This is a genomic window from Rhodoferax sp. OV413 (genome assembly GCF_900104385.1).
GTDB lineage: Bacteria > Pseudomonadota > Gammaproteobacteria > Burkholderiales > Burkholderiaceae_C > Rhodoferax_B.
In genome coordinates, this window is record NZ_FNJA01000007.1 from 187,798 (window position 1) to 213,276 (window position 25,479).

At 65.4% G+C, this 25,479-nt stretch carries 19 protein-coding genes and 1 tRNA gene; 10 read left to right on the plus strand and 10 right to left on the minus strand.

Annotated elements, in window-relative coordinates; translation table 11 throughout:
- Positions 1-3 precede the first annotated feature (3 nt).
- Together BLT66_RS21460 and BLT66_RS21465 are read right to left on the minus strand one after the other, a co-directional pair.
- Complete coding sequence (locus BLT66_RS21460; protein WP_176955131.1) at positions 4-2,436, minus strand: DUF3772 domain-containing protein; 2,433 nt, start codon at positions 2,434-2,436, stop codon at positions 4-6.
- Between the two features lie 73 nt (positions 2,437-2,509).
- Positions 2,510-2,586, minus strand: a tRNA-Pro gene (locus BLT66_RS21465).
- A gap of 123 nt (positions 2,587-2,709) precedes the next feature.
- Here BLT66_RS21465 and BLT66_RS21470 point away from each other — a divergent pair.
- Positions 2,710-3,342 carry a LysE family translocator gene (locus BLT66_RS21470; protein WP_092761022.1) on the plus strand — a complete coding sequence of 211 codons (633 nt, stop codon included), beginning with the start codon at positions 2,710-2,712 and terminating at the stop codon, positions 3,340-3,342.
- A gap of 59 nt (positions 3,343-3,401) precedes the next feature.
- Here the strand turns inward: BLT66_RS21470 and BLT66_RS21475 are convergent, their stop codons facing one another.
- The 3 genes from BLT66_RS21475 to dinG form a co-directional block, all read right to left on the minus strand.
- Positions 3,402-4,463 carry a S1C family serine protease gene (locus BLT66_RS21475; protein WP_092761332.1) on the minus strand — a complete coding sequence of 354 codons (1,062 nt, stop codon included), beginning with the start codon at positions 4,461-4,463 and terminating at the stop codon, positions 3,402-3,404.
- A 76-nt stretch (positions 4,464-4,539) separates the two neighbouring features.
- Positions 4,540-5,427, minus strand: coding sequence for a methylglyoxal synthase (locus tag BLT66_RS21480; protein ID WP_218922641.1), 888 nt, complete (start codon positions 5,425-5,427; stop codon positions 4,540-4,542).
- 27 nt (positions 5,428-5,454) lie between these two features.
- Positions 5,455-7,629 carry an ATP-dependent DNA helicase DinG gene (gene dinG / locus BLT66_RS21485; protein WP_092761024.1) on the minus strand — a complete coding sequence of 725 codons (2,175 nt, stop codon included), beginning with the start codon at positions 7,627-7,629 and terminating at the stop codon, positions 5,455-5,457.
- Between the two features lie 504 nt (positions 7,630-8,133).
- Between dinG and BLT66_RS21490 the strand changes: the two genes are divergently transcribed.
- On the plus strand, positions 8,134-9,603 hold the full coding sequence (locus BLT66_RS21490) for an ATP-binding cassette domain-containing protein (protein ID WP_218922642.1): 1,470 nt from the start codon (positions 8,134-8,136) through the stop codon (positions 9,601-9,603).
- A 66-nt stretch (positions 9,604-9,669) separates the two neighbouring features.
- On the opposite strand, the gene BLT66_RS21495 is transcribed toward BLT66_RS21490, so the two are convergent.
- Positions 9,670-11,571 carry a phosphatase PAP2 family protein gene (locus BLT66_RS21495; protein WP_092761338.1) on the minus strand — a complete coding sequence of 634 codons (1,902 nt, stop codon included), beginning with the start codon at positions 11,569-11,571 and terminating at the stop codon, positions 9,670-9,672.
- Positions 11,572-11,736: 165 nt separating this feature from the next.
- Positions 11,737-12,513 (minus strand): IclR family transcriptional regulator domain-containing protein, encoded by a 777-nt coding sequence (locus tag BLT66_RS21500; protein WP_092761026.1) that lies wholly within the window; start codon positions 12,511-12,513, stop codon positions 11,737-11,739.
- 123 nt (positions 12,514-12,636) lie between these two features.
- Between BLT66_RS21500 and pobA the strand changes: the two genes are divergently transcribed.
- The 4 genes from pobA (at position 12,637) to BLT66_RS21520 (ending at position 16,848) form a co-directional block, all read left to right on the plus strand.
- Complete coding sequence (gene pobA, locus BLT66_RS21505) at positions 12,637-13,824, plus strand: 4-hydroxybenzoate 3-monooxygenase (RefSeq protein WP_092761028.1); 1,188 nt, start codon at positions 12,637-12,639, stop codon at positions 13,822-13,824.
- Between the two features lie 195 nt (positions 13,825-14,019).
- Positions 14,020-14,658, plus strand: a complete 639-nt coding sequence (locus tag BLT66_RS21510) for a DUF1294 domain-containing protein (RefSeq protein ID WP_092761030.1) — start codon at positions 14,020-14,022, stop codon at positions 14,656-14,658.
- Positions 14,659-14,785: 127 nt separating this feature from the next.
- The gene (locus BLT66_RS21515; protein ID WP_092761032.1) at positions 14,786-15,433 is read left to right on the plus strand and encodes a hypothetical protein; all 648 of its coding nucleotides are present in this window, start codon (positions 14,786-14,788) and stop codon (positions 15,431-15,433) included.
- Positions 15,418-16,848: a S1 family peptidase gene (locus BLT66_RS21520; protein ID WP_092761033.1), complete on the plus strand. Its 1,431-nt coding sequence runs from the start codon at positions 15,418-15,420 to the stop codon at positions 16,846-16,848. Before BLT66_RS21515 ends, BLT66_RS21520 begins: the two co-directional genes overlap by 16 nt.
- Before the next feature lie 85 nt (positions 16,849-16,933).
- Here BLT66_RS21520 and BLT66_RS21525 read toward each other — a convergent pair whose 3' ends face one another.
- The gene (locus BLT66_RS21525) at positions 16,934-17,887 is read right to left on the minus strand and encodes a LysR family transcriptional regulator (protein ID WP_218922643.1); all 954 of its coding nucleotides are present in this window, start codon (positions 17,885-17,887) and stop codon (positions 16,934-16,936) included.
- An 86-nt stretch (positions 17,888-17,973) separates the two neighbouring features.
- On the opposite strand from BLT66_RS21525, the gene BLT66_RS21530 reads away from it, so the two are divergent.
- Positions 17,974-18,843, plus strand: coding sequence for a DMT family transporter (locus BLT66_RS21530; RefSeq protein WP_092761035.1), 870 nt, complete (start codon positions 17,974-17,976; stop codon positions 18,841-18,843).
- Positions 18,844-18,979: 136 nt separating this feature from the next.
- Here BLT66_RS21530 and BLT66_RS21535 read toward each other — a convergent pair whose 3' ends face one another.
- Positions 18,980-21,322, minus strand: a complete 2,343-nt coding sequence (locus BLT66_RS21535; protein WP_092761037.1) for a YgiQ family radical SAM protein — start codon at positions 21,320-21,322, stop codon at positions 18,980-18,982.
- Between the two features lie 135 nt (positions 21,323-21,457).
- Here BLT66_RS21535 and BLT66_RS21540 point away from each other — a divergent pair, with 135 nt between their 5' ends.
- A complete protein-coding gene (locus BLT66_RS21540; RefSeq protein ID WP_092761039.1) occupies positions 21,458-22,783 on the plus strand; it encodes an HD-GYP domain-containing protein in 1,326 nt (441 codons plus the stop codon).
- A gap of 83 nt (positions 22,784-22,866) precedes the next feature.
- On the opposite strand, the gene BLT66_RS21545 is transcribed toward BLT66_RS21540, so the two are convergent.
- Positions 22,867-24,027: an acyl-CoA dehydrogenase family protein gene (locus BLT66_RS21545; RefSeq protein WP_092761041.1), complete on the minus strand. Its 1,161-nt coding sequence runs from the start codon at positions 24,025-24,027 to the stop codon at positions 22,867-22,869.
- 173 nt (positions 24,028-24,200) lie between these two features.
- Here BLT66_RS21545 and BLT66_RS21550 point away from each other — a divergent pair, with 173 nt between their 5' ends.
- The gene (locus BLT66_RS21550; protein WP_092761043.1) at positions 24,201-24,803 is read left to right on the plus strand and encodes a chromate transporter; all 603 of its coding nucleotides are present in this window, start codon (positions 24,201-24,203) and stop codon (positions 24,801-24,803) included.
- Complete coding sequence (locus BLT66_RS21555; protein WP_092761045.1) at positions 24,800-25,384, plus strand: chromate transporter; 585 nt, start codon at positions 24,800-24,802, stop codon at positions 25,382-25,384. The genes BLT66_RS21550 and BLT66_RS21555 overlap by 4 nt, the downstream gene beginning before the upstream one ends.
- Positions 25,385-25,479 lie beyond the last annotated feature (95 nt).

The following is a 25,479-nucleotide window of genomic DNA, read 5'->3' on the forward strand; positions in this document are numbered from 1 at the left end:
GATTTAAGCGGTAAACGGCGGCTCGGGCGGCGGCTGCACCTTGTCGGCCACGCTGGGGCTGCTCAGCAGGTCCACCGGGCCGTCCTGGCGCAGCAGCATGGTCGATGGGTGCGACATCGGTAGCTTAGCCTCGCGCAAGCGCTTCAGCACCTCGAACAGCACGTCGCTGCGCACACCATAGGCCATGCGCGGCGAGCCCACATAGGCCGTGGCATTGAACACCAGTTTGCCGTTGTCGATGCCGTCCAGCGCCACACTGGGCGCGGGAGCAGACTGCACCTCGGCATGGTCCCTAAACGCCCCCAGCAGCAGGTCGTACACCTGCTGCACATCGGTATCCAGCGGCATCGGCAGCTTGATCTGCACCAGGCCCTGTGGGCTCGCGTGGGTGATGTTGCGCACGGTCTTGGTGATGAACTCGGAATTGGGCACGATGACGGTCGAGCGGTCGCTCATCTGAATCTCGGTGGCGCGCACATTGATGCGGCGGATATCGCCCTCCACCGTGCCCAGCACCACCCAGTCGCCCACCTTCACCGGCCGCTCGGCCAGCAAGATCAGGCCGGACACAAAGTTCTGCACCACCGCCTGCAGGCCAAAGCCGATACCCACCGACAGCGCACTGGCCACCCAGGCCACGCGTTCCAGCCCTATACCCACGGCCGACATCGCCAGCGCCACCACCAGCACCCCGCCGCCGTAGCCAAACAAGGTGCTGGCCGACATCTGCATGCCCGCGTCCAGGCTGGTGGTGGGCAGGAAATGCCCTTCCAGCCAGCGCTTCAGCAACCGCACTAGCAGCAGGCCCAGCACCAACACCGACAGTGCCAGCAGTACCGCTGCCGGTCGCACCTGCACCTCGCCGATGGCCAGGCCGTCGCCGAACAAGGTGGCTCGGTGCAGCAGCTCGGGCGGGCCATCGCCAAACGGCGACAACACCAACACCAGCGCCACCAGGGCCACCAGCGCGCGCCCAATGCCCGATACCAGCACCGCCAGTTGGTCGCGCATACGCCAGCTGCCTGGCGTGGGAGTGGAATCGGGCGCCGAGGCCAGCCAGCCCATGCACATATCGTCGATCAGCAGCACCAGCAGATAGGCGGTGCCGGAGACGATGGCAAACCATGCCACCTGGCGCACCACGAAGCCCCCGAGGGCCACATAACCCAGCAACAGGCCGATCACGCTGCCGGCCAGCGCCAGCCAGACCAGCAGCGCCACCACGCTGAGCCATAGCGGGCGCGACGGCATCTTGGCCGAATCCGGCTCATTGGCCGACAGGCGGCGCAGGCGCTCGGCGCGCAGCACGCCCATCACCATGGTCAAGCCCAGGGCCAGCGCCAGAATGCAGTTCAGCGCCACCGTGGTCGCCAGGCTGGCGTTCACCAGCGCATACAGGCGTTCGGCCAGCCAGCCGGCCACCGTCACCAGCGCCATCACCAGGGGGAAACGGCCCATGCCGCTGGCCACTGCATCCGGCAGCGGTGGCAGCCGCCAGGTCGGCCGGTCGGGTGACAGCAGCGTCCGCCCCAGTCCGGCCACGTAGCCACCAAAACAGGCCAGGCCCACGCTGCTGACCAAGAGCGTGTGCGGCAGCGCCGACAAATCGCTACTCCATTCCAGACCCTGTTGCAGCACCAGCGCAATGGCGCCCCAGGCCAGCACCGACAGCGCGATGCGCAGCACCGCAAACAAGGAGCGGCGCAGCCGGCCAGCGGGCACGCGGGTGGCCACCAGGTGCATCGCACCCGCGGCGAGCTTGCGGCGCACCAGCACCACCGCACACAAAGCCACAGCCATGCCCAGCCACACACCGACCGACGCTTTGAGCAAGGCACGCCACAGCTCACCCAGCAGCCCGCCCAGGCGGCCGGCATCGGCTGCAAAGTTGTCGCGCAACTCTGACCAGAACGGTGGCGCCAGGATCGACGCGGTGCGCGCGCCCAGCTCGGCCTGGAACTGCGAGCGCCGCAGGGTGGAAATTTGCGCCGCCACCTGCTCGCCCTCCACCGCCAGCAGCCGCGCCAGCTTGACCTGGGCATCCAGCGCGTTGCGGCTCTTGTCCAGCTGGGTGCGCAAGGTGGCGATGTCCGGGGCTTCCTTTTTATCGGTGGGCGGCGTGCCCAGTTCAGCCAGCCGGGCCTGCACGCTGTCCAGTTGCGGCGCCAGCTGGTCGGCCACTTCCTGGGCCTGGACCTGGGCGGCCAGCGCGGTGCCGCGCCAGGCCAACAGATCCAGCCCGGGCGTGGGATTTGCCAGGCCCTTTTGCATGGTCTCGATCTGCTGGCGCAGTTGGTCCAGCGTATCGTCGGGATTGGGGGGTTGTGCCAGCACCGCTTGCCAGCCCATGGCCAGGCACAGCAGCAGCCCGGCCAAGAATCGAGTCCACAGGCCTCTGGCGCTGATCTGTAAACCGTGTGTAGCTATCAATTGCATAGTATGTGTACCTGCGAACGCCCATGAAAAAAGCCGCCAAGAGCGAACTCTTGGCGGCTTTAACTTCATTTAATGGTCGGGGCGAAAGGATTCGAACCTTCGACCCTCTGGTCCCAAACCAGATGCGCTACCAGGCTGCGCTACGCCCCGACAAGCCTCAGATTCTACAACGACTTTTGGCGTTATTTGGCCGCACCTGAATTTAATTCGCCGCAGGCCTCAATTAACATGGTGGATCCCTGCCGCTGCCACCTGTTTGAAAGCCCCCCCTAAATGACCTTGTCCACCTACCTGCTGTATCTGGCCGCCGTAGCCGTGCTGGTGCTGTCGCCCGGCCCCACCATGCTGATGTGCATCACCCGCGCGCTGCAGCACGGCTGGGCGCGTGGCGTGGTGTCGGGCGCCGGCAGCATCACGTCGGCGCTGGGCATCATGCTGCTGTCAGCGCTCGGCCTGGGCGCGGTGCTGGCGGCATCGGAAACCGCGTTCACCGTGCTCAAAGTCTGCGGCGCCGCCTATTTGATCTACCTGGGTGTCAAGACCTGGCGCAGCCCGGCTGTGGCCTTCAGGCCCGGCAGCACTGCCAGCAGCACGCTGCCCAGCCTGCGCGCCTGCTATGTGCAAGGCCTGATGGTCGGGGCCAGCAACCCCAAAGCGCTGCTGTTCTTTGCCGCGTTCTTCCCGCAGTTTCTGGACCCGGCTGCGGCCTGGGGCCCGCAGATGGCGGTGCTGGCCGCGACCTTCATGGCAATGGAAATGTCGGTGCTGACGCTGTGCTCGGTGGGTACGGCGCGGATTGCACCGTTCCTGGCGTCCAGCGCCCATGTGCACTGGATCAACCGCATCTGCGGCGGCCTGTTTGCCGCCATGGGGGGCATCTTGCTGACGGTGCGCCGGCACGCCTGATTGCTATCGATTAACTAGCTGCTCGCGCAAGCAACACCTGCGCTGCAGCCCTTAAATCTTTAAATTCCCGCCGGCTTCTGCATGGTGTTCATACGGTCCACCGGCTTGAGCACGATGGTCTTCAGGTCGGCGCCCTGCAGCACGGTGAGCGAGACATCGGCATCCGGCTGGGACCGGTCCCAGAGCTTTTTGTAGAAGCCCTCCAGCGTGCTGACCTTGGCGCCGTCCACCGCCAGCACCACATCGCCGGGCTGCAGGCCGGCCTGCTCGGCCGGGCTCTCCTTGCTGACGCGTACGATCTGCACCCGGCCCGCCTGGTCGCTGGAGGTCAGCCCCACCCAGGGCCGGTGGCTTTGCTGGCTGCTGCCGGTCTTCTGCATCTCAGCCAATATGGGCTTGAGCAGGTCTACCGGCACGAACATATTGCCGGGCAGGCGCGGGTTGCGGCCCAGCGCGTCGCCCACCAGCAGGCTGCCAATGCCCATCAGCTCGCCTTTCTGGTTGAACACGCCAGCGCCCGAATGGTTGCTGACTGGCGGGCTGGTGAAGATCGCGCTGTCGATGTGGTACTCCCAGTAGCCGGAAAAAGCCCGCTTGCTGACCAGTTGGGTCATGTTCACATCGCCATCGTCGCCATCGGCCTGGGGGCCGGTCGATGCCATCAGCGGCTCGCCGGTATCCACGTCCTTCAGGCTGCCCAGGGCCACCGGCTGGATGCCGCGCAGCGGCAAGATCGGCCGGATCAGGCCAAAGCCGGTCGCCAGGTCATAGGCCACAGCCTGCGCCGGCAGGGTCTTGTTGTCCTGGGTCACCACCTGGATGCTCTGCGCTTCCATCACCAGATAGCCAATCGTCACGATCAAACCGTCAGGCCCGATCACCACGCCCGAGCCGCTGCGCTGCACGCCCAGGGTTTCGGCAGATCGCGCACCCTCGGCCACGCTGACCCGCACGCCGACCACCGCGGCATTCGCCCGGGTCAAGGCATCCATGGTGGACTGCACGGGCGCGTCCAGCGCCTTGGAGGGTGCCGCCCAGGCCACGCCGCAGAAGCCGGCCACACACAGCAGCGCTGAGCGCAAGAAGAACCCACGTGAATACAGGCGTGTAGCGGCGTGCATGGCGTACTCCTTGGCGGGCAACAGCCCTGCCAAGAAGAATGCGCCTAAATGAAACCGGACACAAGAGCGGGGGTATTCAGGCGGCCGCCACCCGCCCCAAAGCCTCAGCCCAGCGCCAGGCCATGGCCGGGGAATTCATGCAGGTGGTGCGGTCGCTGGCGCTGCAGACGGCGCGCTCCATCAACTGGATGTCGGCCTCGTGCTGGCGCGCCACGTGCGGGTCTTCGAAAAAGATCACCTTCTGGCAGCTGCCATCGAGCACCCTTTCGGCAATCTGCGCATCGCCGCCCAGCGGGCCGCTGCGGTAGGGCGTGACCCAGGGCTGGTCGCTGGGCCAGCCGCGGCTCCAGGCCATCTGGTTCAGCAGGCCGCCGGTGGTGCCGGTGGCCACCCGCTCCTGGTAGCGCGACAGCAGCTCGAAATGGGTGCCGGCAAACTCGACCATCTGGGTCTTCAGCGCATCGTGGGCGATCAGGGCCGCCACCTGCTGCGGCATGGCCTGCAGCAAGGCCGCGCCCGGCGCCTGGGCGCTGGCCAGCCCGGCCTGCAGGCCTTCGATCTGCAGCCATTCCAGCGCCGCGGCCTCGGTGGCCAGAAACGGCTTGCCGTGGATCACGCATTGGCGCTTGAGCGCCTGGGCTTCGGGGAACAGCGAGGACGGATCGACCGGGTCGATCAGAAAGATCACCCCGTCCAGCGCCTGGCCGGGCTGCACACCGCCAACAATGTGCGACACCAGCCGCGTCAAGCCGCCGGAATGGCCGTTCGGGTAGCGCACCAGGCCCGGAAACTTGTCCAGCAGGCCGTAGCGCTGCACCGCGTCATAGGTGCCGCCCACGGCGTGCAAACCCAGGCCCAGGGCCCGCACCGCCGGCTCGGCCGCCTGCAGCCAGCGCAGCAAACCACTGTCGGAACCCTGGCGGTGCAGGCGGTGGGCGATGAGTCCATAGCGAATGGCGGGCATAGCTGTCTCCTCCGGTATTTTTGTAATTTATGCGAGCACGCGTCCCTGCGGGTCCTTGCGCAACCGGGCGAACGGCGGCAAGCCTTGCAGCAGGCGCTGGCCGTAGCTGGTGTCGCTCAGTCTGCGGTCATAGCAGTAGACAAAGGACTTGTCGGTCTCGGTGCGGATGGCCCGGCCGGCCCACTGGGCCAGCTTGATGGCGGTGGCCGGCACCACCAGCTCGGAGAACGGGTCGCGGCCCACGCCGCGCAGCCATTCGGCGCGCGACTCGCCCACCGGGTCGTCGGGCGAGGCGAACGGCAGCTTGGCGATGAACACGGTTTCGCACAGCTGGCCCGGCAGGTCCAGACCTTCGCCGAAGCTCTGCATACCGAAGACGATGGACACCTCGCCGGCCTGCACGCGGTCGCGGTGCTGCTGTATCAAACGGATGCGCGGCAGGTCGCCCTGCACCAGCACCTTGGCGCGCAGCGCGTCCGGCAGGGCCAGCACCGCCTGGCGCATCTGGTCGCGGGAGGTGAACAGGCACAGCGCGCCGTGCTGCACATCGGCCAGGTCGCGCACCAGGGCCAGCACCATCTCGGAGGTGAAGGCGCTGGCATTGCGCGGGTCAGCCAGGGTCTGCACGGTGACGAACTGGCCCTGGGTCGCGTAGTCGAAGGGGCTGGCCACCTCCAGCGTGGTGGTGGCCTCGTCGTCCTTCAGGCCGGTCTCGCGCAAAAAGAAATCAAACTCGCCGCAGCTGGTCAGCGTGGCGGACGTGACCACCGCCGCCCGCACCCCGGACCACAGCTGGTGCCGCAGGGTGGAGCCCGGCAGGATAGGGCTGGCGTAGGCCTTGATCTGCACCCGGCCATCGACCTCGGCCAGGGTGAACCATTTGGCAGCCGGCGGCCGCGCGGGTGCGGGGGGCGGCGGGCTTTCCTGCAGCAGCAGCTGGGCCGTGGCGTGCACCGCCTCCAGCCGCGGCGACAGCATGCCCAGCTGGGCGTACAGCACCGACAGGCGCCGCGCCTCGTTGGGCGCGTCCTTCATCTCGGCGCGCAAGGCCTTGGCGATGTCGTTCAGCACACCCAGAAAACTCTCGGCCATTACGCTGACCATACCCAGCGGCTCGACCAGCATCAGCGGCAGCTCGCCCTTGGGCAGGCGCACGCGCGGCGGGCCGTAAGCGCTGCTGGGCTCGCGCAGCACCGGCGCGTACAGCTCGGCCAGGCTCTTGGCGATGTCTTCCAGGGTTTGCTTGAGCTGCGAGGCATAGCGCCCCACGTCGGCCACCTCGGACACGCCCATCAGGCTGCCGATGCGCTTGGCCCGGCTGGCCAGGGTGTCGATCCAGCCCAGGCGGCTCAGGTCCATGGAGGTGGAGAACTTGTCCAGCGCCACGGCCGGCAGGTGGTGGCCTTCGTCCAGGATCAGCAGGCAGTTGTCCAGCTCGGGCAAGGTGCGCGTGCCCAGGGTGGACAGCAGCAGGTCGTGGTTGGCCACGATCACCTGGGCGCCGACCAGCTCCTTGCGCTTTTCAAAATAAGTGCAGCCGTTGAAGGCCGGGCAGTGCTTGCCGGTGCAGCTGCTGGCCTCGGCGGCGATGGGCTGCCAGATGTCGGCATCGGGCTGCTGCGCCAGGTTGTCGCGGTCGCCGTCCCAGGCGGCGCTGGCCAGCTCGCGCGCCAGGCCGGCGTACTGCAGCATGCGGGCTTCTTCGTCGTGGCGTACAAACGGCGCACCAGCGGCGGCCAGCTCGTCGGCAAACATATCGTCGTCGTCCGCGCCGCCCTCGCCCGCCAGCCGCGCCAACTTCAGCTTGCAGACATAGCGGCCGCGCCCCTTGGCCAGGCCGAAGCGAAAAGGCTCGTCCATCAGCGCCGCCAGCGCGGGCAAATCCTTGGTCACCAGCTGCTCCTGCAACGCCACAGTGGCGGTGGAGATCAGCACCCGGGTCTTGCGCGCCAGGGCCACGGCAATCGCCGGTGCGCAGTAGGCCAGCGACTTGCCGACGCCGGTGCCGGCCTGGATCACCGCGATGGAGCGCAGCGGCTTGTCGTCTTCGTTCTCCATCTTGCCCAGGGTGGCTTCGCTGAAGGTCTGCGCGACGCGTTCGGCCATCAGCCGCTGGCCCGGGCGGCTGCGGAAACCGCCCGCGGCACTGACCACCTTGTCGAAGGCATCAAGGGCGGACCGGGCGGTGTGTTCGGGAGACATGGATAAAGAAATGCTGGATGGGCTTACAGTTTAACGGAGCGGCGAAAACCATAAGAAATCAGCCTCTAGCGCTTATTAAACCTGCGCAAGAAGCTATCAAAACTGCAGCAACGCCTTGGGCACCCGGGCAAATACCGGGCAGAAAAAAACCCGCCAGGGCGGGTTTCTTCCAAAGTCCATCCAAGAATTACTTGGCAACCGACTTCTTAGCTGGCTTTTTGCTGTGTTTCTTTTTGGTCATGGTGTTCTTTCGTGGATGAAAAAATGGAAACGTCTGGCATTCCATTCGCACGGCCTGCCGACCCCTTTAGAACGCTGCACTGAACGCCGGGTTGACAGGTTTTGAGAAAACTCCCCACCCTGCGGCCAACAAGTTCTACTGGGTAAAGATTCTAAGTGCGCCGGTAAGCACACCAGGCCCCAAAGCCAGCTTTACCAAACAGTAACACGGCGCCTGCCGGGGTGAATTGGCCTGACAGCACGCATGTACCATCGCCCACCTCTATGCATGCTCTGCCCTCTTCCCGTTCTTCGCGCCCGGCCCTGCCGCCCTACCGCAACCGCGACTTCCTGCGCTTCATGCTGTGCCCGCCGCTGTTCTGGATGCTGCTGTTCCTGGTGGCCGAGGCTGCGCTGGCGGCCACTACCACCTGGCTGATCATCGACGCCAGCCGCGACGTGGTGGACAAGGTGTTTCTGGTGTCCGACTTCGCCTGGATCGTCGGCGTGCAATCGGCCTCCTATGTGCTGGGTGCCAGCAGCTGGATTTTTGCCGAGCGCGCCGGCTTTGGCGCCTTTGGCCGCTACATGCTGCGCTTTGCCCGCGACAACCGGCACCAGGCTGCGCTGCTGGCCGACAAGGCGCAGCGCGAGCAGGTCGAGCCGTTCTTGACCAACGAAGCCTTCCACATCTTCTTCGAGCTGGTGTACGAGCTGGAGGCGGACCTGAAGCTGCTGTTCGGCCTGCTGTTCAACGCCGCCGTGCTGGGCGTGGCCATCGACGCCGGCCTGCCACTGGTCTACGCCGCGGTATTTGTGGCGCTGCTGGCACTGCAGATGCTGGTGCGCAAGCCGGTGGCCGCCGTCTACCTGGCGCACCAGCGCAGCACCAACCGCATGACGGCGCAAACCTACAGCGCCTGGGACAACATCTTCAGCGGCAACCGCTACAACTTCCGGCTTTGGCACCACGGCTTCAAGACCCGGCTGCGCGATGCGCTGGCGGCGCAGATCCGTGCCATCCTGGCCCGCGAAGGCCTGGCCACCTTGCACGGCATCGTCTCGCTGGCGGCGCTGTTCAGCTACCTGGCCTGGGTGGCGGGCGACAACGCCGGCAACACCGCCCTGCTGGTGGCGCTGGCCGCCACCTTGCCACGGCAAATCGCCCTGTCCAGTGACATGCACGACCTGGCCTCGGGCTGGAACGACCTGGCCGCCGTGTGGACGCGCATCGGCGGCGCCTGCAATGCGATGCGCCCGGCGCCCGACGCCGGCTTTCTGCAGCGCATAGGCTACGACGCGCTGCGGCTGCAGTGGGCTGGCGACCGGGATGCCCAGCCCTGCACCAGCCTGGACGAAGCGCTGGCCATCGTTGACGCCCAGCCCAGTGGCCGGCTGCAGGTGCGCGGCGGCAATGGCTCGGGCAAATCCACCCTGCTAGCGGCGCTGAAAACCCGCCTCGGCCACCAGGCTTTTTACTGGCCGACGCAGGACAAGCTGGCGTTTGCGTTTGCCGGCGCCCAGCCGGTGGATGACGATGAAGAAGACGAAGAAGCCCCTGCCACCAGTGGCTTCTCGTCTGGTGAGCGCCAGCTGCGGGCGCTGCAGGAAATCAGTCTGAAAACCCAGGCCCGCGTCTACCTGCTGGACGAGTGGGACGCGAACCTGGACGCCCGCAACCGGGCGGCCGCCGAAGCGCTGGTGCAACAGCTGGCGGCGCGCGCCGTGGTGGTGGAAATTTCACACCGGGCCTGACAAGCTGGCGCTATCTCTTTCATAGCTGCTAGCGCAGGCAGTACCTTCGCCACAGGCTGATTTCTCTTAAACCTTGGCGTCCAGGCGGATCGACACACCAGACCGGCTGTAGATCGGTGTGACCTTGAAGCCATCAACGCTGACGCTGGCAAACGTGCCGGTGCGGCCGGTGCAGCTGATGAGGGTCAGCACATCGCCCACGGCCGGGGTGTAGCCGGACTGGAGCTGCACTTTCAGCGCGCCGCCCAGAGCCGCCACGCCGGCCACCGCGATGCGGCCCTGCTCACCAGCGCCCAGCGTCAGTTGCAAATTACCGCCGGCCAGCTGGGTGTAGCTGCCGTTCAGCGCCAGCTTGCCGCCGCTCCAGCCGACAAAGGTGCCCGCGCTGTTGTACACATCGCCCTGGCCCAGTGCCTTGGCGGACGCCGCTTCCAGCGTACCGGCGTCGATCTGGGTGCCACCGGTCCAGCTGTTGCTGCCGGCCAGGCGCAGGCTGCCGCTGCCCTGCTTGGTCAGCTTGCCGGCGCCACTGATGTCGTTGCGCCAGGTGTCCAGCGCGTGGTAGCTCTTCTTGCTGGCGTCCATGGCCACGGCGACGTTGCCGTTGAACACTCCATAGCCTTCGGAAGCAGCAAACAGGTTCAGCCGGCCCCAGCCTTCGGCGTCGTCCAGCAGCGGGTAGCCGGAGGCAATGGAGGTGGTCTTCAGCACCACCCGGCGCTGCTCGGCGCTCAGGTAGGGCAAGCGGGTTTCCAGCAGCACCTCGGCGCCCTTGGGCACGCTGGGCACGGCGGTGGTGGCGTTGATCTGGGTGAAGCCGTAGGTCAGGCGCTGGGCGTAGCTGGCCTGGTTGGCGGCGCGGTCGGCGTAGGCGTCAGTGGCGGTGCTGGCGGCATGGGCGACGCTGTAGAACGTGTCGTCGTTGCTGCCGGTCTGAGCCTGCAGATAGCTGTGCGCCTGGGTGACGGCTGCGGCCTTGGCCGCGGCGTTGGCGCTGTCGTTCAGGATGGCGGCCGCCAGGGCGGTGGCCAGGGTGCGGCCGCCCATCACGTCCATCGGCGAATGCATGCCGGCGACGATGCGGTTGTCGCCGATGTCGGAGGCGCGGGTCAGGATTTCCTGGAAGCGCTCGGGTACCGCATAGGCCATGGCCCAGGCCGCCAGGTAGGCCGCATTGGTATGGCCGCTGGTGAAACCGCCGTCGGTGGCCGGCGTGCTGCTGCGCACCGGCAGCAAGGTCGGCACCAGGGCTACGCTGGAGCTGTAGATGGGGAAGCCCAGGCTATCCACTGCGCCAGTGTCCTGCACCACGCTGGCATTCGTCATGCGCCAGGGGCGCGGGTACTGGAAGAAGTTCTTGCTCGGCGTGGTCGACGAAAAGTTGCCGCGCAGCAGGTTCACCAGGCTCACCACACTGCCCAGGCTGGAGGATGTAGTGCCGCCGCCAGTGCCGGCTTCGGTATAGGCCACGCTGGTGGCATTGGCCGGGATGCTGGTGATGGTGGTGGTCGCCCCCGCCCCTGTGTAGTACGGCGCGGCCAGCGGGCCCAGGCCGTCGATCACGCTGTAGTTCTGGTTGCGGCGGTCAATGTAGTAAGCGGTGTCGGCCTGCGCGGATGTGCGGCTGGCGCTGAGGTTGGCCACGTACTGGATGTTGCGGCTAAGTACCGGCAGGCCCTTGGCGGTGGGCGCGCCGTTGTTCCAGGCGCTGCCGGTGGTCCAGAGTTCGTTGAACGGCGCCAGCAAGGCCAGGCCGGCGTTGGTGGCGGTCGTTGTGTTGGCGCTGATATTGGTCTTGTAGCTATCGACAAACGCGGCCACCGATGGCGCCGGTGCGGCATCGACAAAGCCGGGGTCGGCGGGCGCGGATGGCACTGAGGGTTCGCTGTCGCCACCACCGCAGGCGCTGAGTGCGCTGCAGACGGCCAGGACCAGGGGAAGCACCGGGAAACGGATCGCAGAAGACATGAAAAAGATGGGGCGCACAGCCCAGGGCAAAAGAAGCTGCGGACTGTAGGCAGCGTCCATGGCGGTTTGATGACATGTCAGACATCGTGCGACAGACTGCTATCTATTTCGCAGCTGCTTGCGCAGGTGGAATATGCGCTAGCGGCCGATTTCTTCTAAACCGCCTTACAGCAAAGGCTGCAGTTCCCTGGCGGCATCCAGCAGCAGCGGCAGCAGATCGCGCTGCATCGCCTGCTGCTCGAGACGCTGCGGCGTGGTCACCACGTTCAGCGCAGCCACCGTCTTGCCCTGCAGATTGCGCAGCGGGATCGCCAGGGCGTGCACGCCGAGTTCGTGCTCCTCGCTGGCGACGCAGAAGTCGTCGGCCCGCACCTGCTCGATCACCGCGCGGAAAGCCTTGGGCTCGGTGACCGTGTGGGCCGTCAGCCGCGGCAGGCTGCGGTTCTTCATCCAGGCGTTAAAGCTGGCCTTGGTCTCGGCCGCCAGCAGCACCCGGCCGGTGGAGGTGGCGTGGGCCGGCAGCCGCGCGCCCAGGTGCAGGCCGTAGGCCAGCACGCGCAAAGGGCCGCCGCTGCGGTCGTTACCACTGCGGGCGACGATCACCACCTCATCGCCATCGCGCACCACCGCCGAGAACGACTCCAGGGTTTGTGCCGCCAGGCGGTTCAGCGTGGGCTGCAGCACCCGCGGCAGCTGGGCCGAGGCCAGGTAACTGCCGGAGAAGCGCAGCACCTTGGCCGCCAGCCAGAAGTAGCTGCCGTCGGTGTCCAGATAGCCCAAGTGCGCGAGGGTCAGCAGATGCCGCCGCGCCGCGGCCCGCGTCAGCCCCGCGCGCTGGGCTGCCAGGGTGGCGTTCAGGCGCTGGCGTTCGGTGTCGAAACTTTCCAGCACCGCCATGCCCTTGGCCATGCCTTCGATGAGATCAGCTTTCTGAATGTCCATTCCGGCCTCATTTTGCGCGGTGATCGCACAAGCAGGCCGATCATCGCACAAAGACGGTGCTTCCCACTGGTAAGCCGCGGCGCCCCGACCTAAGCTAGAAGCATATTTCAGGAGACACACCCCATGCGTACCCAGGTTGCCATCATCGGCGCCGGCCCATCCGGCCTGCTGCTCGGCCAGTTGCTGCACAAGGCCGGCATCGACAACATCATCATCGAGCGCCAAAGCCCCGACTACGTGCTGGGCCGCATCCGCGCGGGCATCCTGGAACAGACCACGGTCGACATGCTGCACGAGGCCGGCATGGGCCACCGGGTACAGACCGAAGGCGTGGTGCACCACAGCATCGAGCTGGTGTTCTCCGGCGTGCGCCATGCGATCGACGTGCATGGCCTGACGAATGGCAAGGTGGTCACCGCCTACGGCCAGACCGAAGTGACCCGAGATCTGATGGATGCGCGCAGCGAAGCCGGCCTGAGCACCGTCTACCAGGCAGCGAATGTCAGCGTGCACGACTTCGACAGCCAACACCCCAAAGTGCGCTACCAGAAGGACGGCCAGAACTTCGAGCTGGAATGCGACTTCATCGCCGGCTGCGACGGCTTCCACGGCGTGTGCCGCGCCAGCGTGCCGGATGGCGCGATCACCGAATACGAAAAGGTCTACCCGTTTGGCTGGCTGGGCGTGCTGGCCGATGTGCCGCCGGTGTCGCCGCATTCCATCGTCTACGGCAACAGCGAACGCGGCTTTTCACTGTGCTCGATGCGCAGCCTGACGCGCAGCCGCTACTACGTGCAGTGCCCGCTGGACGACAAGGTCGAAGCCTGGAGCGACCAGCGCTTCTGGGACGAGCTGCGCAGCCGGCTCGACCCGGAGCTGGCCGAACGCATCGTCACCGGCCCGACGCTGGAGAAAAGCATCGCCCCGCTGCGCAGCTTTGTGGCCGAGCCCATGCGCTTCGGCCGCATGTTCCTGGCCGGCGACGCCGCCCACATCGTGCCACCCACCGGCGCCAAGGGCCTGAACCTGGCGGCCAGCGACGTCAAGTATTTGTCCAGCGCCTTCATCGAGTTCTATGCCGAAAAAAGCGCCGCCGGCATCGACACCTATTCGCAGCGCGCCCTGGCCCGCATCTGGAAGGCCGAGCGCTTCTCCTGGTGGCTGACCTCGCTGATGCACAAGTTCCCCGACACCGGCGCCTTCGGCCAGCGCATGCAGGAAGCCGAGCTGGAATACCTGGTGAACTCCACCGCCGCCTCCACCGTATTGGCCGAAAACTATGTGGGGCTGCCGCTGAATCTGGGGCGCTGAAGGCGTTGATTAAAGTGTTGATTAAAGATTAGGCAGCGCAAGCTTTAGCCTTTCAAAACAAGCACTTAGCCAGCCCATACAGATAGCGTACAGAGTTACCCCCAAAGTTATCCAGTGCAAACGGGGAGAACTTTGGCGCTCTGCCTCCAATGCCAAAATAAGCCCTGTCACACCACCGCAGCACAGGGCGCATCGATGCAGAAGCAGGGAACCATCCAACGCTGGGACGCCACACGCGGCTTCGGCTTCATCCGCAGCCCGCAGACCCCGGCCGACATCTTTTTCCACATCAAGGACTACCGCGGCGCGGCCGCTCCGCGTGAAGGCGAAGCCGTGTGGTTTGAAGAAATTACCGTGAGCGGCAAAGGGCCGCGTGCCATGGCGGTCCGCACGGCAACCACGCCTGCCCAAGCAACTCCGCAGCGTCCGCGGCGGCCCGCGCCACGTCCTAACGTTCACCGCACAGATTCCAACCCGGCATTTTTTGCGCTGCTGACCCTGGGCTGGATCGGCCTGCTGGCCTGGGGCGTCTGGGCGCAGCGCCTGCCGCTGTGGACATTGGGTGCAGCGGTAGCGGTGAACCTGGCCACCTTCTTCGCCTACTGGACCGACAAACATGCGGCCCGCACTCGGCAGTGGCGCACCAAGGAAGACACTTTGCATCTGTTCAGCCTGCTCGGTGGCTGGCCCGGCGCCGGCGTGGCCCAGGCCATCCTGCGGCATAAGTCGTCCAAGGCCGCGTTCCAGGCGACCTACTGGGTGACGGTGCTGACGCATTGCGCGGCGCTGGCCGGCTGGTTGTTCTGGCTGCAACCGCGCATGCTATTGAATTAATAGCTGCTAGCGCAGGTGGTATCTGCGCCAGCGGCCTGTTTTTCTTTAAGCCACCTAGCACAAGCCCAGCTAGACAGCGCCATCCCCCTCTGCCACCATATGCACCACCTTTCAAAGGACGGTGCATATGGTGGCAGCGCAGATATTCTCTGGTGTTGGCATAGGACTGCTGCTGGGCCTGCTGCTCGGCTTGTCGTCGTCGCCGGTCGTTGGCCTGGTGGTGGGGGCGCTGGCGGCGTTGATCGCGTCCTTCGTCGGCCTGCGCATCCAAAGCAAGGAAAGCGCCGACGCCTCTGCCGATGCCGGCAGCCCCGCGCAACGCAAGCTGGCCGCCCTGCGTGCCGGCGGCTTCGGCCTGACCTGCGTGGTCGGCCTGCTCTGCGGCATCTACCTGCGCACCCACGACAGCCTGTCGCCAGCACCCGTGCCGCCCAAGCAGCAGATGGAAGAACTGCTGGCCCTGGGCTTCAGCGCCGCAGAAGCCCGTACCCTGGTCGTGCAGCGCCTGTGGGGGCCACTGCCCGGCAACACCAAACCGGCGGACAGCCCGGCCTTGTTGCACAGCTCCAGCCTGTTTGCGGGCAACAGCGACCTGTGTGAACGCGCCAGCATGCAGCGCTTCCAGAGCCTGGACAGCGCCATCGCCGCGTACCAGGCGATGGGCGCGTCGGAACTGGAGCGGATCGCCAAGGCCATCAACCAGCAGCCCGGCGACGATAAAACCCGCGTGGCCTTGTGGAGCAGTGTGCTGGGAGCCCTATGCACCGGGCGCTAGCCAGCATCGCGCTGCTAGGCCTGCTCTGCATGCCTGGCAGTGCCGGTGCGCAGATGGCCGAGGTGTTCAAACGCACGAGCGAATCGCTGCTGAAAATCGAAGCCGGCAACAACGCCGCCTCGGGCTTCATCTGGAGCGACTCGGCGCATGCGGTCACGGCCTTGCACGTGGTCGACGGCCAGCAGCGCATCGTGGCGCACTACGTGGGGGCCGACGGCAAGATCGTGGCCTCGACCACCGCCGTGGTCGAAAAGGTGTTGAAGGAATCCGACCTGGTACTGCTGCGGCTGCAGACACCGCAGAACCGCAAGCCGCTGGCGTTGAACCTGGCGCCACCGGCCGTCAAGCAGTCCTTCGATGCGCTGGGTTTTCCGCTGAATATCGCCGGCTACAGCAGCACCGAGGTGAAGCTGCGCTTCGGCGGCAACCAGCTGCGGACGATTCTGCCGCCCAAGGTGCTGCGCGAGATCACCGACTACCCCAGCACCAGCATCGAGATCCTGAACCTCGAAGGCAACCTGGTGCCAGGCCTGTCGGGCGCGCCCATTATGGATGCCGAAGGCCGGGTGATCGGCATTGTGGACGGCGGCCTGGAGAACGGCGCGGTCGGCATCAGCTGGGGCATTCCGGCCAGCCATCTGCAGCTGCTGGCCCAGTCGAATGTCAGCAAACTGCCCGGCTCCACCCGCAATGCGGCCCTGTTTGCGGCCGACCTGCAGGCCGATGTGGCCCCCACGCAGGCCCTAGGCGCGTTCGGCCTGACCAAGCTGCGCAGCCGCACCTACCAGCAGCTGGCGGCCACCGCCGACGACCAGCTGGGCCTGGCCCAGCTGACCCAGATGTTCCAGATGTTCAACCCCAATGCATTCCGCTACGACATCTACCAGGACCTGGTGTCCGGCGCCACCGTGGTGGTGCCCGAGGGCGCGCAGTTGGCGCAGCAGGGCAACTTCATCGTCGTACGCACCGACGACGCCAGAATGTCGATGAAGATCCAGCTGAAAAGCGTGTCTAACCCACAGCAGGCCATCGCCCAAGCCCAGGTGTTTGAGCAGCAGCTGCTGGAGCCCGGCAATGGCGTGGCAGTGCTGCCCGACCCGGCGTGGACCTATCTGCAGGCCATGCAGCGCTTTGGTGTGACCACGATCCGCAAAGCCTGGAACCGCGCGGTCTACCGCAACGGCATGCTGCAGACCGACCGGTATTACTTCGAAACCCTGGCCACCAACGGCAAAAGCCTATTGGGTGTGGCCGCGGCCAACAACGACAGCAGCTATGCGACGAACCAGATGGAAGTCGCCTGCATGCAAGGCCTGGCCGATGCACGCTGCGCGGCGCTGGTCCGCTCGCGCGAGACCTGGGCGCGGATGGTGTTGGGCGTGCAGTTCTCCAGCTTCCCGGTGCAGCAGTTCTAGGGCGTGTCATCCATCAATCTCCCTGCAGTTGCTGGCGTGAGCGATAGAAACACCATCTCCTCTCGGCTTTGGTGGGTGAAACGCCCTAGTCCAGCTCTGCTTGGACTGCGGCGGTGATGTCGTCTACAAACAAGCGCGTTTTGGCGGGCACCAATCGCCCTGGGGGCATCACTGCGTAGATCCCTCCTCCGCCCGATCCTTGCCACTCGGTCAGTATCTGAACCAGTGAGCCCTCTCGCACGGCAACATGGGCCAGCCAGTCCGGTGTGAGGACTATGCCTGCACCTGCAATCGCGGCCTGCAACAGTGACTCTGAGTTGTCGGCCGACAGTGAACTGGCAGGCCTGACGGTTCGCTGCTGCCCATCACGCTTCAGAACCCAATCTGGCCAACTGGCATAGTGGATGAAACCCAGGCAAGCATGCTGCTCCAGATCGCCCGGATCCTGGGGTTCACCGTGCGCGACGAGGTAGGACGGCGCGGCGTACAGCAAGGTGCGAAACGAAGCAATGTGGCGTGCGATGAGTGAACTGTCGCGCAGCACACCCACACGGATCGCCACGTCGAATCCTTCTGCGACGACATCGACATAGCGGTCTGAAAAGCGAGCGTCAATCCGAATCTTGGGGTGCTCTTGGAGAAAGGCGGGGAAACGCGGCGCAATCAGTCGCCTTCCGAACGTGACCGGCAGCGAGATGCGCAGCAACCCCTGTGGGCTCGACGCGAAGTTGCTCGCCTCTTGGCTCGCGCTTTCCAGCCCGTCAAGCAGCGCGCGAATCCGCTGGTAGTACAGCGCCCCCACCTCTGTCAGTGCGATTTTGCGGGTGGTGCGCGACAAGAGGCGAACGCCCAGTCGTTCCTCCAGTTGCCCCATCCGGCGCGAAACAATCGTGGCGTCACGCCTGATGACTTTTGCCGCCCCGGTGAAGCTGCTCGCTTCTACCACTGCGACGAAAGTGGAGAGCTCATCGAGACTCATCCCTGGCAGCGATTCCTGCATTTTTTGCATGACATTAATTCTCCGATGGCCGATTGTCATTTGTGAGTGCAGTGATAGTCTAAGACGCTCATGCCCATGCCGACAAATGGGCAACTTCCAAGCACGCGAACCACCCACTTCATCCCATGTCACTCGAACGCATCGCTCCTGGCCTATTTGCCTTCCTCTGGTCTACAGGCTGGATCGCCGCGAAATTCGGTGCGGGAGTCGCTGGCCCCATGGTGTTCTTGAGCCTGCGGTTCAGCGCTGCCGCCGTGCTGATGCTCTTGCTCTGCCGGCTTCAACGCGTCCCATTCCCACGCGATCTTCGGCTGATGGCTGTGTCCATGCTCTCTGGCGTGCTGCTGCACGGGCTCTATTTGGGAGCGGTGTGGTGGGCCATCGCCCAAGGCGTTCCTGCCGGGCTTTCAGGCGTGATTGCAGCCGTGCAGCCGTTGCTCACGGCCATTCTTGCCGTGCATCTGATCGGAGAGCGGCTCAGTCGCCGCCAGAAGACTGGACTGCTCATAGGATTCGCAGGGGTAGCGGTGGCCATTGCCCCCAGAATTCTTGCGGCGAGCGTCGCCAGCATCGCTGCATGGGCCATCCTCATCAATGTCCTGGGGATGATCTCCGTCAGCTACGGGACCATCTACCAAAAGAAAAAGCTTGGTGGCCACGACCTGCGTGTTGTCGTGACCTACCAATACCTAGGCGCATTGTTCGTCACCTTGCCACTCTCATTTCTGTTGGACACCTGGACGATCGACTTTGGCTGGGTGTTCTGGTCCGTCCTGGCGTGGTCGGTCTTGGCCAGTTCCATCGTCGGCATTCTTCTGCTCCTGTATCTGTTGCGCCAGGGGCAGGCATCCCGCGCGGCCGCGCTGGTCTACCTGGTCCCCGCGCTGACCGCCTTGCAGGCGTTGATCGCCTTTGGCGAAGTTCCCAACGTGCCCATGGTGATCGGGGCTGCAATCACCATTTTTGGTGTTTACCTGACCAATCGAGCGGCCTGAACTACCTTGTCCTGCCTGACCAGGCTGCAGGGGGATTGGATGACGACACGCCCTAGGCACCAGTCGGAATGCTATTGAAACCATAGCTACTGGTGCAGGACCTACCTGCACCAGAGCCCTATTTCACTTAAATTCCCTAGCGAACCTTGCGTGAAGGCTTGTTGACCGGCGACTTGCCCGAACCGTTGTCGCGCGGCGGCAGGCCGGTGTGCTGGGTCAGCAAACGGCCCTTGGTCACCGGCGAGGACTTGGTGGTCACGGTAGTCGAGTTCTTCTTGCGCGCGCTCTCGTAGCCGCCATCGGTCATCGGCTGGTAGGTCGGGATCAGGTGGTGCTTGCCGTTGCCGATCAGGTCGGCCCGGCCCATGGTCTTCAGCGCATCGCGCAGCAGTGGCCAGTTGTTCGCATCGTGGTAGCGCAAGAAGGCCTTGTGCAGCCGGCGGCGCCGGTCGCCGCGCACGATGTCCACGCTTTCGCTGTCACGGGTGATCTTGCGCAGCGGGTTCTTGCCGCTGTGGTACATCGTGGTCGCGGTGGCCATCGGCGACGGGTAGAAGGTCTGCACCTGGTCGGCGCGGAAGCCATTCTTCTTCAGCCACAGCGCCAGGTTCATCATGTCTTCGTCGCTGGTGCCGGGATGCGCGGCGATGAAGTACGGAATCAGGTACTGCTTCTTGCCAGCTTCCAGGCTGAACTTCTCGAACAAGGTTTTGAACTTGTCGTAGCTACCGATGCCGGGCTTCATCATCTTGGTCAGCGGACCCTGCTCGGTGTGCTCGGGCGCGATCTTCAGGTAGCCGCCGACGTGGTGGGTCACCAGCTCTTTCACGTACTCGGGGCTTTGCACGGCCAGGTCGTAGCGCAGGCCGGAGCCGATCAGTATCTTCTTGATGCCCTTGAGCGCGCGGGCGCGGCGGTAGATCTTGATCAGCGGATCGTGGTTCGTGCCCAGGTTCGAGCAGATGCCGGGGTAGACGCAACTGGGCTTGCGGCACGCGGCCTCGATCTCGGGGCTCTTGCAGCCGAGGCGGTACATATTCGCCGTCGGGCCGCCCAGGTCGGAGATGGTGCCGGTGAAGCCCTTCACCTTGTCGCGGATGTCTTCGACTTCCTTGATGATCGACTCTTCCGAGCGGCTCTGGATGATGCGGCCCTCGTGCTCGGTGATCGAGCAAAAGGTGCAGCCGCCGAAACAGCCGCGCATGATGTTCACGCTGAAGCGGATCATTTCCCAGGCGGGAATCTTGGTGGCGCCGTCATGGCTGCCGTTCTCGTCGGCGTAGGCGGGATGCGGGCTGCGCGCATACGGCAGGTCGAACACCGTGTCCATCTCGGCCGTAGTCAGCGGGATCGGCGGCGGGTTGATCCACACGTCGCGGGCGGTCACGCCTTCGCCATGCGCCTGCACTAGCGCGCGGGCGTTGCCGGGGTTGGTTTCCAGATGCAGCACGCGATTCGCGTGGGCGTAGAGCACGGGGTCGGCCTTGACCTGCTCGTACGACGGCAAACGGATCACCGAACGCTCGCGTGGCGGCACCTTGATCTTGGCGAGTTCGCGCGCTTGCGAACGGGCCAAGGCGTCGCCCAGCGAGGGGCTCATCTTGACCACGGCTTCGGCCGGCACACCCTGCGGATTGGCGTCGTCCTTGGAGCAGCTGGCGCCCTGCTCTGCCGCCTGCTCCGACGTGGTCTGGTAGGGGTTGATGTGCGACTCGACGCGGCCCGGCGCATCCACCGAGGTCGAGTTGATCTCGATCCAGTCGCGGCCGGTCGGGTCATCGCTACGGCGGATGAAGGCCGTGCCACGCACATCGGTGATGCTTTGGACGGGTTCTTTGGCAGCGAGTCGGTGGGCCACTTCAACGATGGCCCGCTCGGCATTGCCGTACAGCAGCAGATCGCACTTGGCATCCACCACCACGCTGCGGCGCACCTTGTCGGACCAGTAGTCGTAATGCGCGATGCGGCGCAGCGAGCCTTCGATGCCGCCCAGGACGATGGGCACGTCCTTGTAGGCTTCGCGGCAGCGCTGGCTGTAGACGATGGCCGCGCGGTCGGGGCGCTTGCCGCCGATGTCGCCGGGGGTGTAGGCGTCGTCACTGCGGATCTTGCGGTCCGCGGTGTAGCGGTTGATCATCGAATCCATGTTGCCCGACGTGACGCCGAAGAACAGGTTGGGTTTGCCCAGCGCCTTGAACGGGTCGGCGCTTTGCCAGTCCGGCTGGGCGATGATGCCGACGCGAAAGCCCTGCATCTCCAGCATGCGGCCGATTACCGACATGCCGAAGCTCGGGTGGTCCACATAGGCATCGCCGGTGACGATGATCACGTCGCAGCTGTCCCAGCCCAGTTTGTCCATCTCGGCGCGGCTCATCGGCAGGAATTTGGACGTGCCAAAACGGGCCGCCCAGTACTTGCGGTAGCTGGTCAGCGGCTTGGCGGCGCGCGCGAAAAAGGAAACGTCAACCGGGGCGTTCATTCAGGAGCTTTGTGGGGATTAACCCGCGATTTTAAGGCTTGGGGCCCGTTTGCGCACCTGGGCGTGCTTATCTCCCTGTGAAACGCCCGGCAGCAGCACCCGAAAAGCCCAAATGGCTGTGTTAAAAATCCGTACATGGCCGATAGCGCACCCGATACTCCGTACTTCGCCCAGGCCGTCGGCCGGCTTGGCGACCAGCGGGCGATGCGGACCACGCAGCCGGTGTACGGCGCCCAGGGCATCAAGATCCTGGACAAGGGCGCCAAGCTGAACACCCGGCTGTACGAACGCCTGGTGCAGCACCATCCGTCCACCACGCTGGAGGACGCGATCGAGATCGAATCCGCCGTGTCCGGCAAGAACCTGCGCGCCCTGGCCGAAACGCTGCTGGACGGCTCGCCGGTCTTTGTCCGCATGGCTGAAAAGCCGGCCGACCGCAAGCTGCTGCTCGACTGCCTGGAGGCCGTTCCGCTGCCCCCGGCCGTGGTGTTCCAGCTGACCGTGCTGCACGATGTGCAGCCCGAGCTGTTCCGCTACCTGGTGGCCTCGGCACTCACCGCGGTATGGCTGGGCAACGGCCCGCTGGCTGTGCGTCACGACCTGGTGATGCTGGCCGCCGCCGGCCTGCTACACAACCTGGGCATGATGCACATCGACCCGGTGCTGCTGCAGCCTGGCGCCCAGATCAGCCGGGAACAGCGGCGCCAGCTGTATTCGCACCCGCTGGTGTCGGTGCTGCTGCTGGAGCGCCACCACGAATACACGGCCGACATGCTGCGCGCCATCCGCGAGCACCACGAGGTGCTGGACGGCTCGGGCTACCCTGGCGGGCTGGCCGGAAGCGCCATCAGCCCCTGGGGCCGGATTCTGTCGCTGGCCCAGGTGGTGGCAGCCCTGGTCAAACCCGGCCGCAGCCACGCCTTGCTGCGGGTATCGGTGCTGCTGCGGACCAACCGCCACCGTTTCGACCCGGCCCTGGTCGACCGCCTGCTGCCGCTGCTGCAGCAACTGGCCGGGGAGACTGCGGACCAGGGCGGCATCGACAACCGGGTCAGCGACCCGGTCGGCCAGCTGAACCGCATCCACCAGGCGCTGCTGGCCTGGCCGGCCAGCCTGGCGCAGGACGCGCAATGGCCGGCCGCGCGGCGCAGCGGCATGCTGTCCATCGGCGAGCGCTGCGCGCGCATCCTGCGCACCCTGGTCGAGTCAGGCGTGTCGTCCGAGCAGATGAACCTGCTGGACCAGGACGCCATCACAGGCCCGCTGGCCGACGAGCTGTCCCTGGTCACCCACGAGCTGGCCTGGCAGCTGCAGGCGCTGGAACGCGAGGCGCGGCGCCGCTGGCGGCTGGCTCCAGGCGAGCAACTGCCCGCAGCGCTGGCGCAGTGGATAGAAACCGTAGAACACATCTGCGCCGGCCTGGCCAGCCCAGAAGGCACGGCGGCAGGCACCGAGAAATAGGCGTCCGAAATTTATAAAAATAATGGTGCTCGCGCTTATTACACCAGCGCTAGCAGCTATTTTTTATATAGCAAACCTACAACTTACGCGCCCAGGCCCATGGACCGCGTAATCACTTCCTTCATGATTTCATTCGTGCCACCGTAGATGCGCTGCACCCGGGCGTCAGCATAGGCACGGGTGATCGGGTATTCCCACATGAAGCCGTAGCCGCCGAAGAGCTGCACGCATTCGTCCATCACCTTGCATTGCAGGTCGGTGGTCCAGTACTTGGCCATGCTGGCGGTGGCGGTGTCCAGCCGGTCCTGCAGCAGCAGCTCGGTGCAGCGGTCGATGAACACCTGGGCCACCTGCACCTCGGTCTGCAGCTCGGCCAGGGTGAAGCGGGTGTTCTGGAAGCTGGCCACCGGCTGACCGAACACCTTGCGCTCCTTCACATAGGCCACGGTCCAGTCGATGGCCGCCTGGGCCGCGGCCACGGCGGTGATGGCGATCTGCAGGCGCTCCCAGGGCAGCTGCTCCATCAGGCAGACAAAGCCCTTGTTTTCGTGCGACCGCCCGCCCAGCAGCTGATCGGCCGGCAGGCGCACGTTGTCGAAAAACAGCTCGGCCGTATCCTGTGCCTTCATACCCAGCTTCTTCAGCCGCTTGCCCACGGTAAAACCGGGCATGCCGCGCTCGACCAGGAACAGGCTGGTGCCCTTGGCGCCGGCGGTGGGGTTGGTCTTGGCCACCACTACCACCAGGTCGGCGTGCCAGCCGTTGGTAATGAAGGTCTTGCTGCCGTTCAGCCGGTAGCTGCCGTCGGCCTGCTTGATCGCGGTGGACTGTATGCCCTGCAGATCGGAGCCGGCGGCCGGCTCGCTCATGGCAATCGCGCCCACCATGGCGCCGCTGGCCATCTGCGGCAGGTACTTTTGCTTTTGCGGCTCGGTGGCGTAGTGCAGCAGATACGGGGCAACGATCTCGCTGTGCAGGCTGTAGCCTATGCCGGTCACGCCGACCCGCGCCAACTCTTCGATCTGCACCACCGAATACAGCTTGTCGGCCCCGGCGCCGCCAAATTCCTCGGGCATCGACGGGCACAGGAAACCGTTGGCGCCGGCCGCGTTCCATACCGCCCGGTCCACATAGCCCTGCTCTTCCCAGGCCGCATGGAAGGGGACGATTTCCTTGGCCACAAATCGGCGAAAGCTATCGCGGAAGGCTTCGTGCTCGGGGCTGAAAAGAGTGCGTTCAATCATGGCGAATAGCGAATGGCTCCCAGGATGGTTTCCAACAGGTGGTCGGCACACAGCCGGTAGGCTGGCGCTGCAATGTACTGCAGCACCCGGCGCGCCAGGCCCACCATTTCCCTCAAATAGGGGATGAATCCGCGAGCCGGCAAGGCCGCCAGAGCGCTGGCGATAATGCACGCATGCCGTCCCACACCGCCCCCTCCGCGCCGCCGGCGCCCTCCTCCCCGCTGCGCGCCCAGCCCAAGTCACCCACCGATCTGTTCGTGTCCTTTACCCTGCTGGCCCTGCAGGGTTTTGGCGGCGTGCTGGCCGTGGTGCAGCGCGAACTGGTGGAGAAAAAGCGCTGGATGACGAGCGAAGAATTCGTCGAGGACTGGGCCGTCGCGCAGATCATGCCGGGGCCGAACGTGGTCAATCTGTCGGTGATGATTGGCGACCGCTACTTCGGCCTGCGCGGCGCGCTGGCGGCATTGGCCGGCATGCTGACCTTTCCGCTGCTGGGCGTGCTGGCGCTGGCCCTGGTCTACGCCCAGTTTGCCGACAACCCGGCCGTCGCCGGTGCGTTGCGCGGCATGGGTGCGGTGGCCGCCGGCCTGATCGCCGCCACCGGCCTGCGCCTGATGCGCGCGGTGCGCCACCATGTGCTGGGGATTGCGCTGTGCGTGCTGCTGGGCGCGCTGTGCTTTGCCGCCATCGCCCTGCTGCACTGGCCGCTGTTTTACATCCTGCTCGTCCTGGGCGGCATGGCCTGTGTGCTGACCTACCGGAAGTTGCCCGCATGAACGGGCTGCACAGCATCGTGATGGGCGCGGCGGACTGGTTCCAGCTGTTCTGGCATTTCATCTCGCTATCGCTGCTGGCCGTGGGCGGCGCCATCACGGCGGTACCCGACATGCACCGCTACCTGGTCGACCAGCAGCACTGGCTGAGCGAAGAGCAGTTCAATGCCTCGATCGCCATCGCCCAGGCCGCGCCCGGGCCGAATGTGCTGTTCATCGCCCTGATGGGCTGGAACGTGGGGCTGAACGCCGGCGGCTACGCGCTGGCCTTGCTGGGCATGGCCTGCACCATGTCCGGCATTCTGCTGCCCAGCACCGTGCTGACTTGGCTGTCGGTGCGCTGGGGCCACCGCAACCGCGAAATGCGCGCAGTGCGGGCCTTCAAGCAGGGCATGGCGCCCATCGTGATCGCACTGATGCTGGCCACCAGCTGGCTGCTGTCCAACGCCCAGCACGGGCCGCACGGCGACTGGCCGCTGTGGCTGCTCACCGGGGTCAGTGCGATGGTGGTCTGGCGCACCAAGCTGCACCTGCTGTGGCTGCTGGGCTTTGGCGCGTTACTGGGTGCACTGGGCTGGGTGTGATAGGGCTAACCCGGGGCCGGCAGCAAAGTTGTTAACTGCTGAAATAACAGGCAGTGCAAGGTTTACCCTTATAAATCAAGGGTTTACCCTCGGAA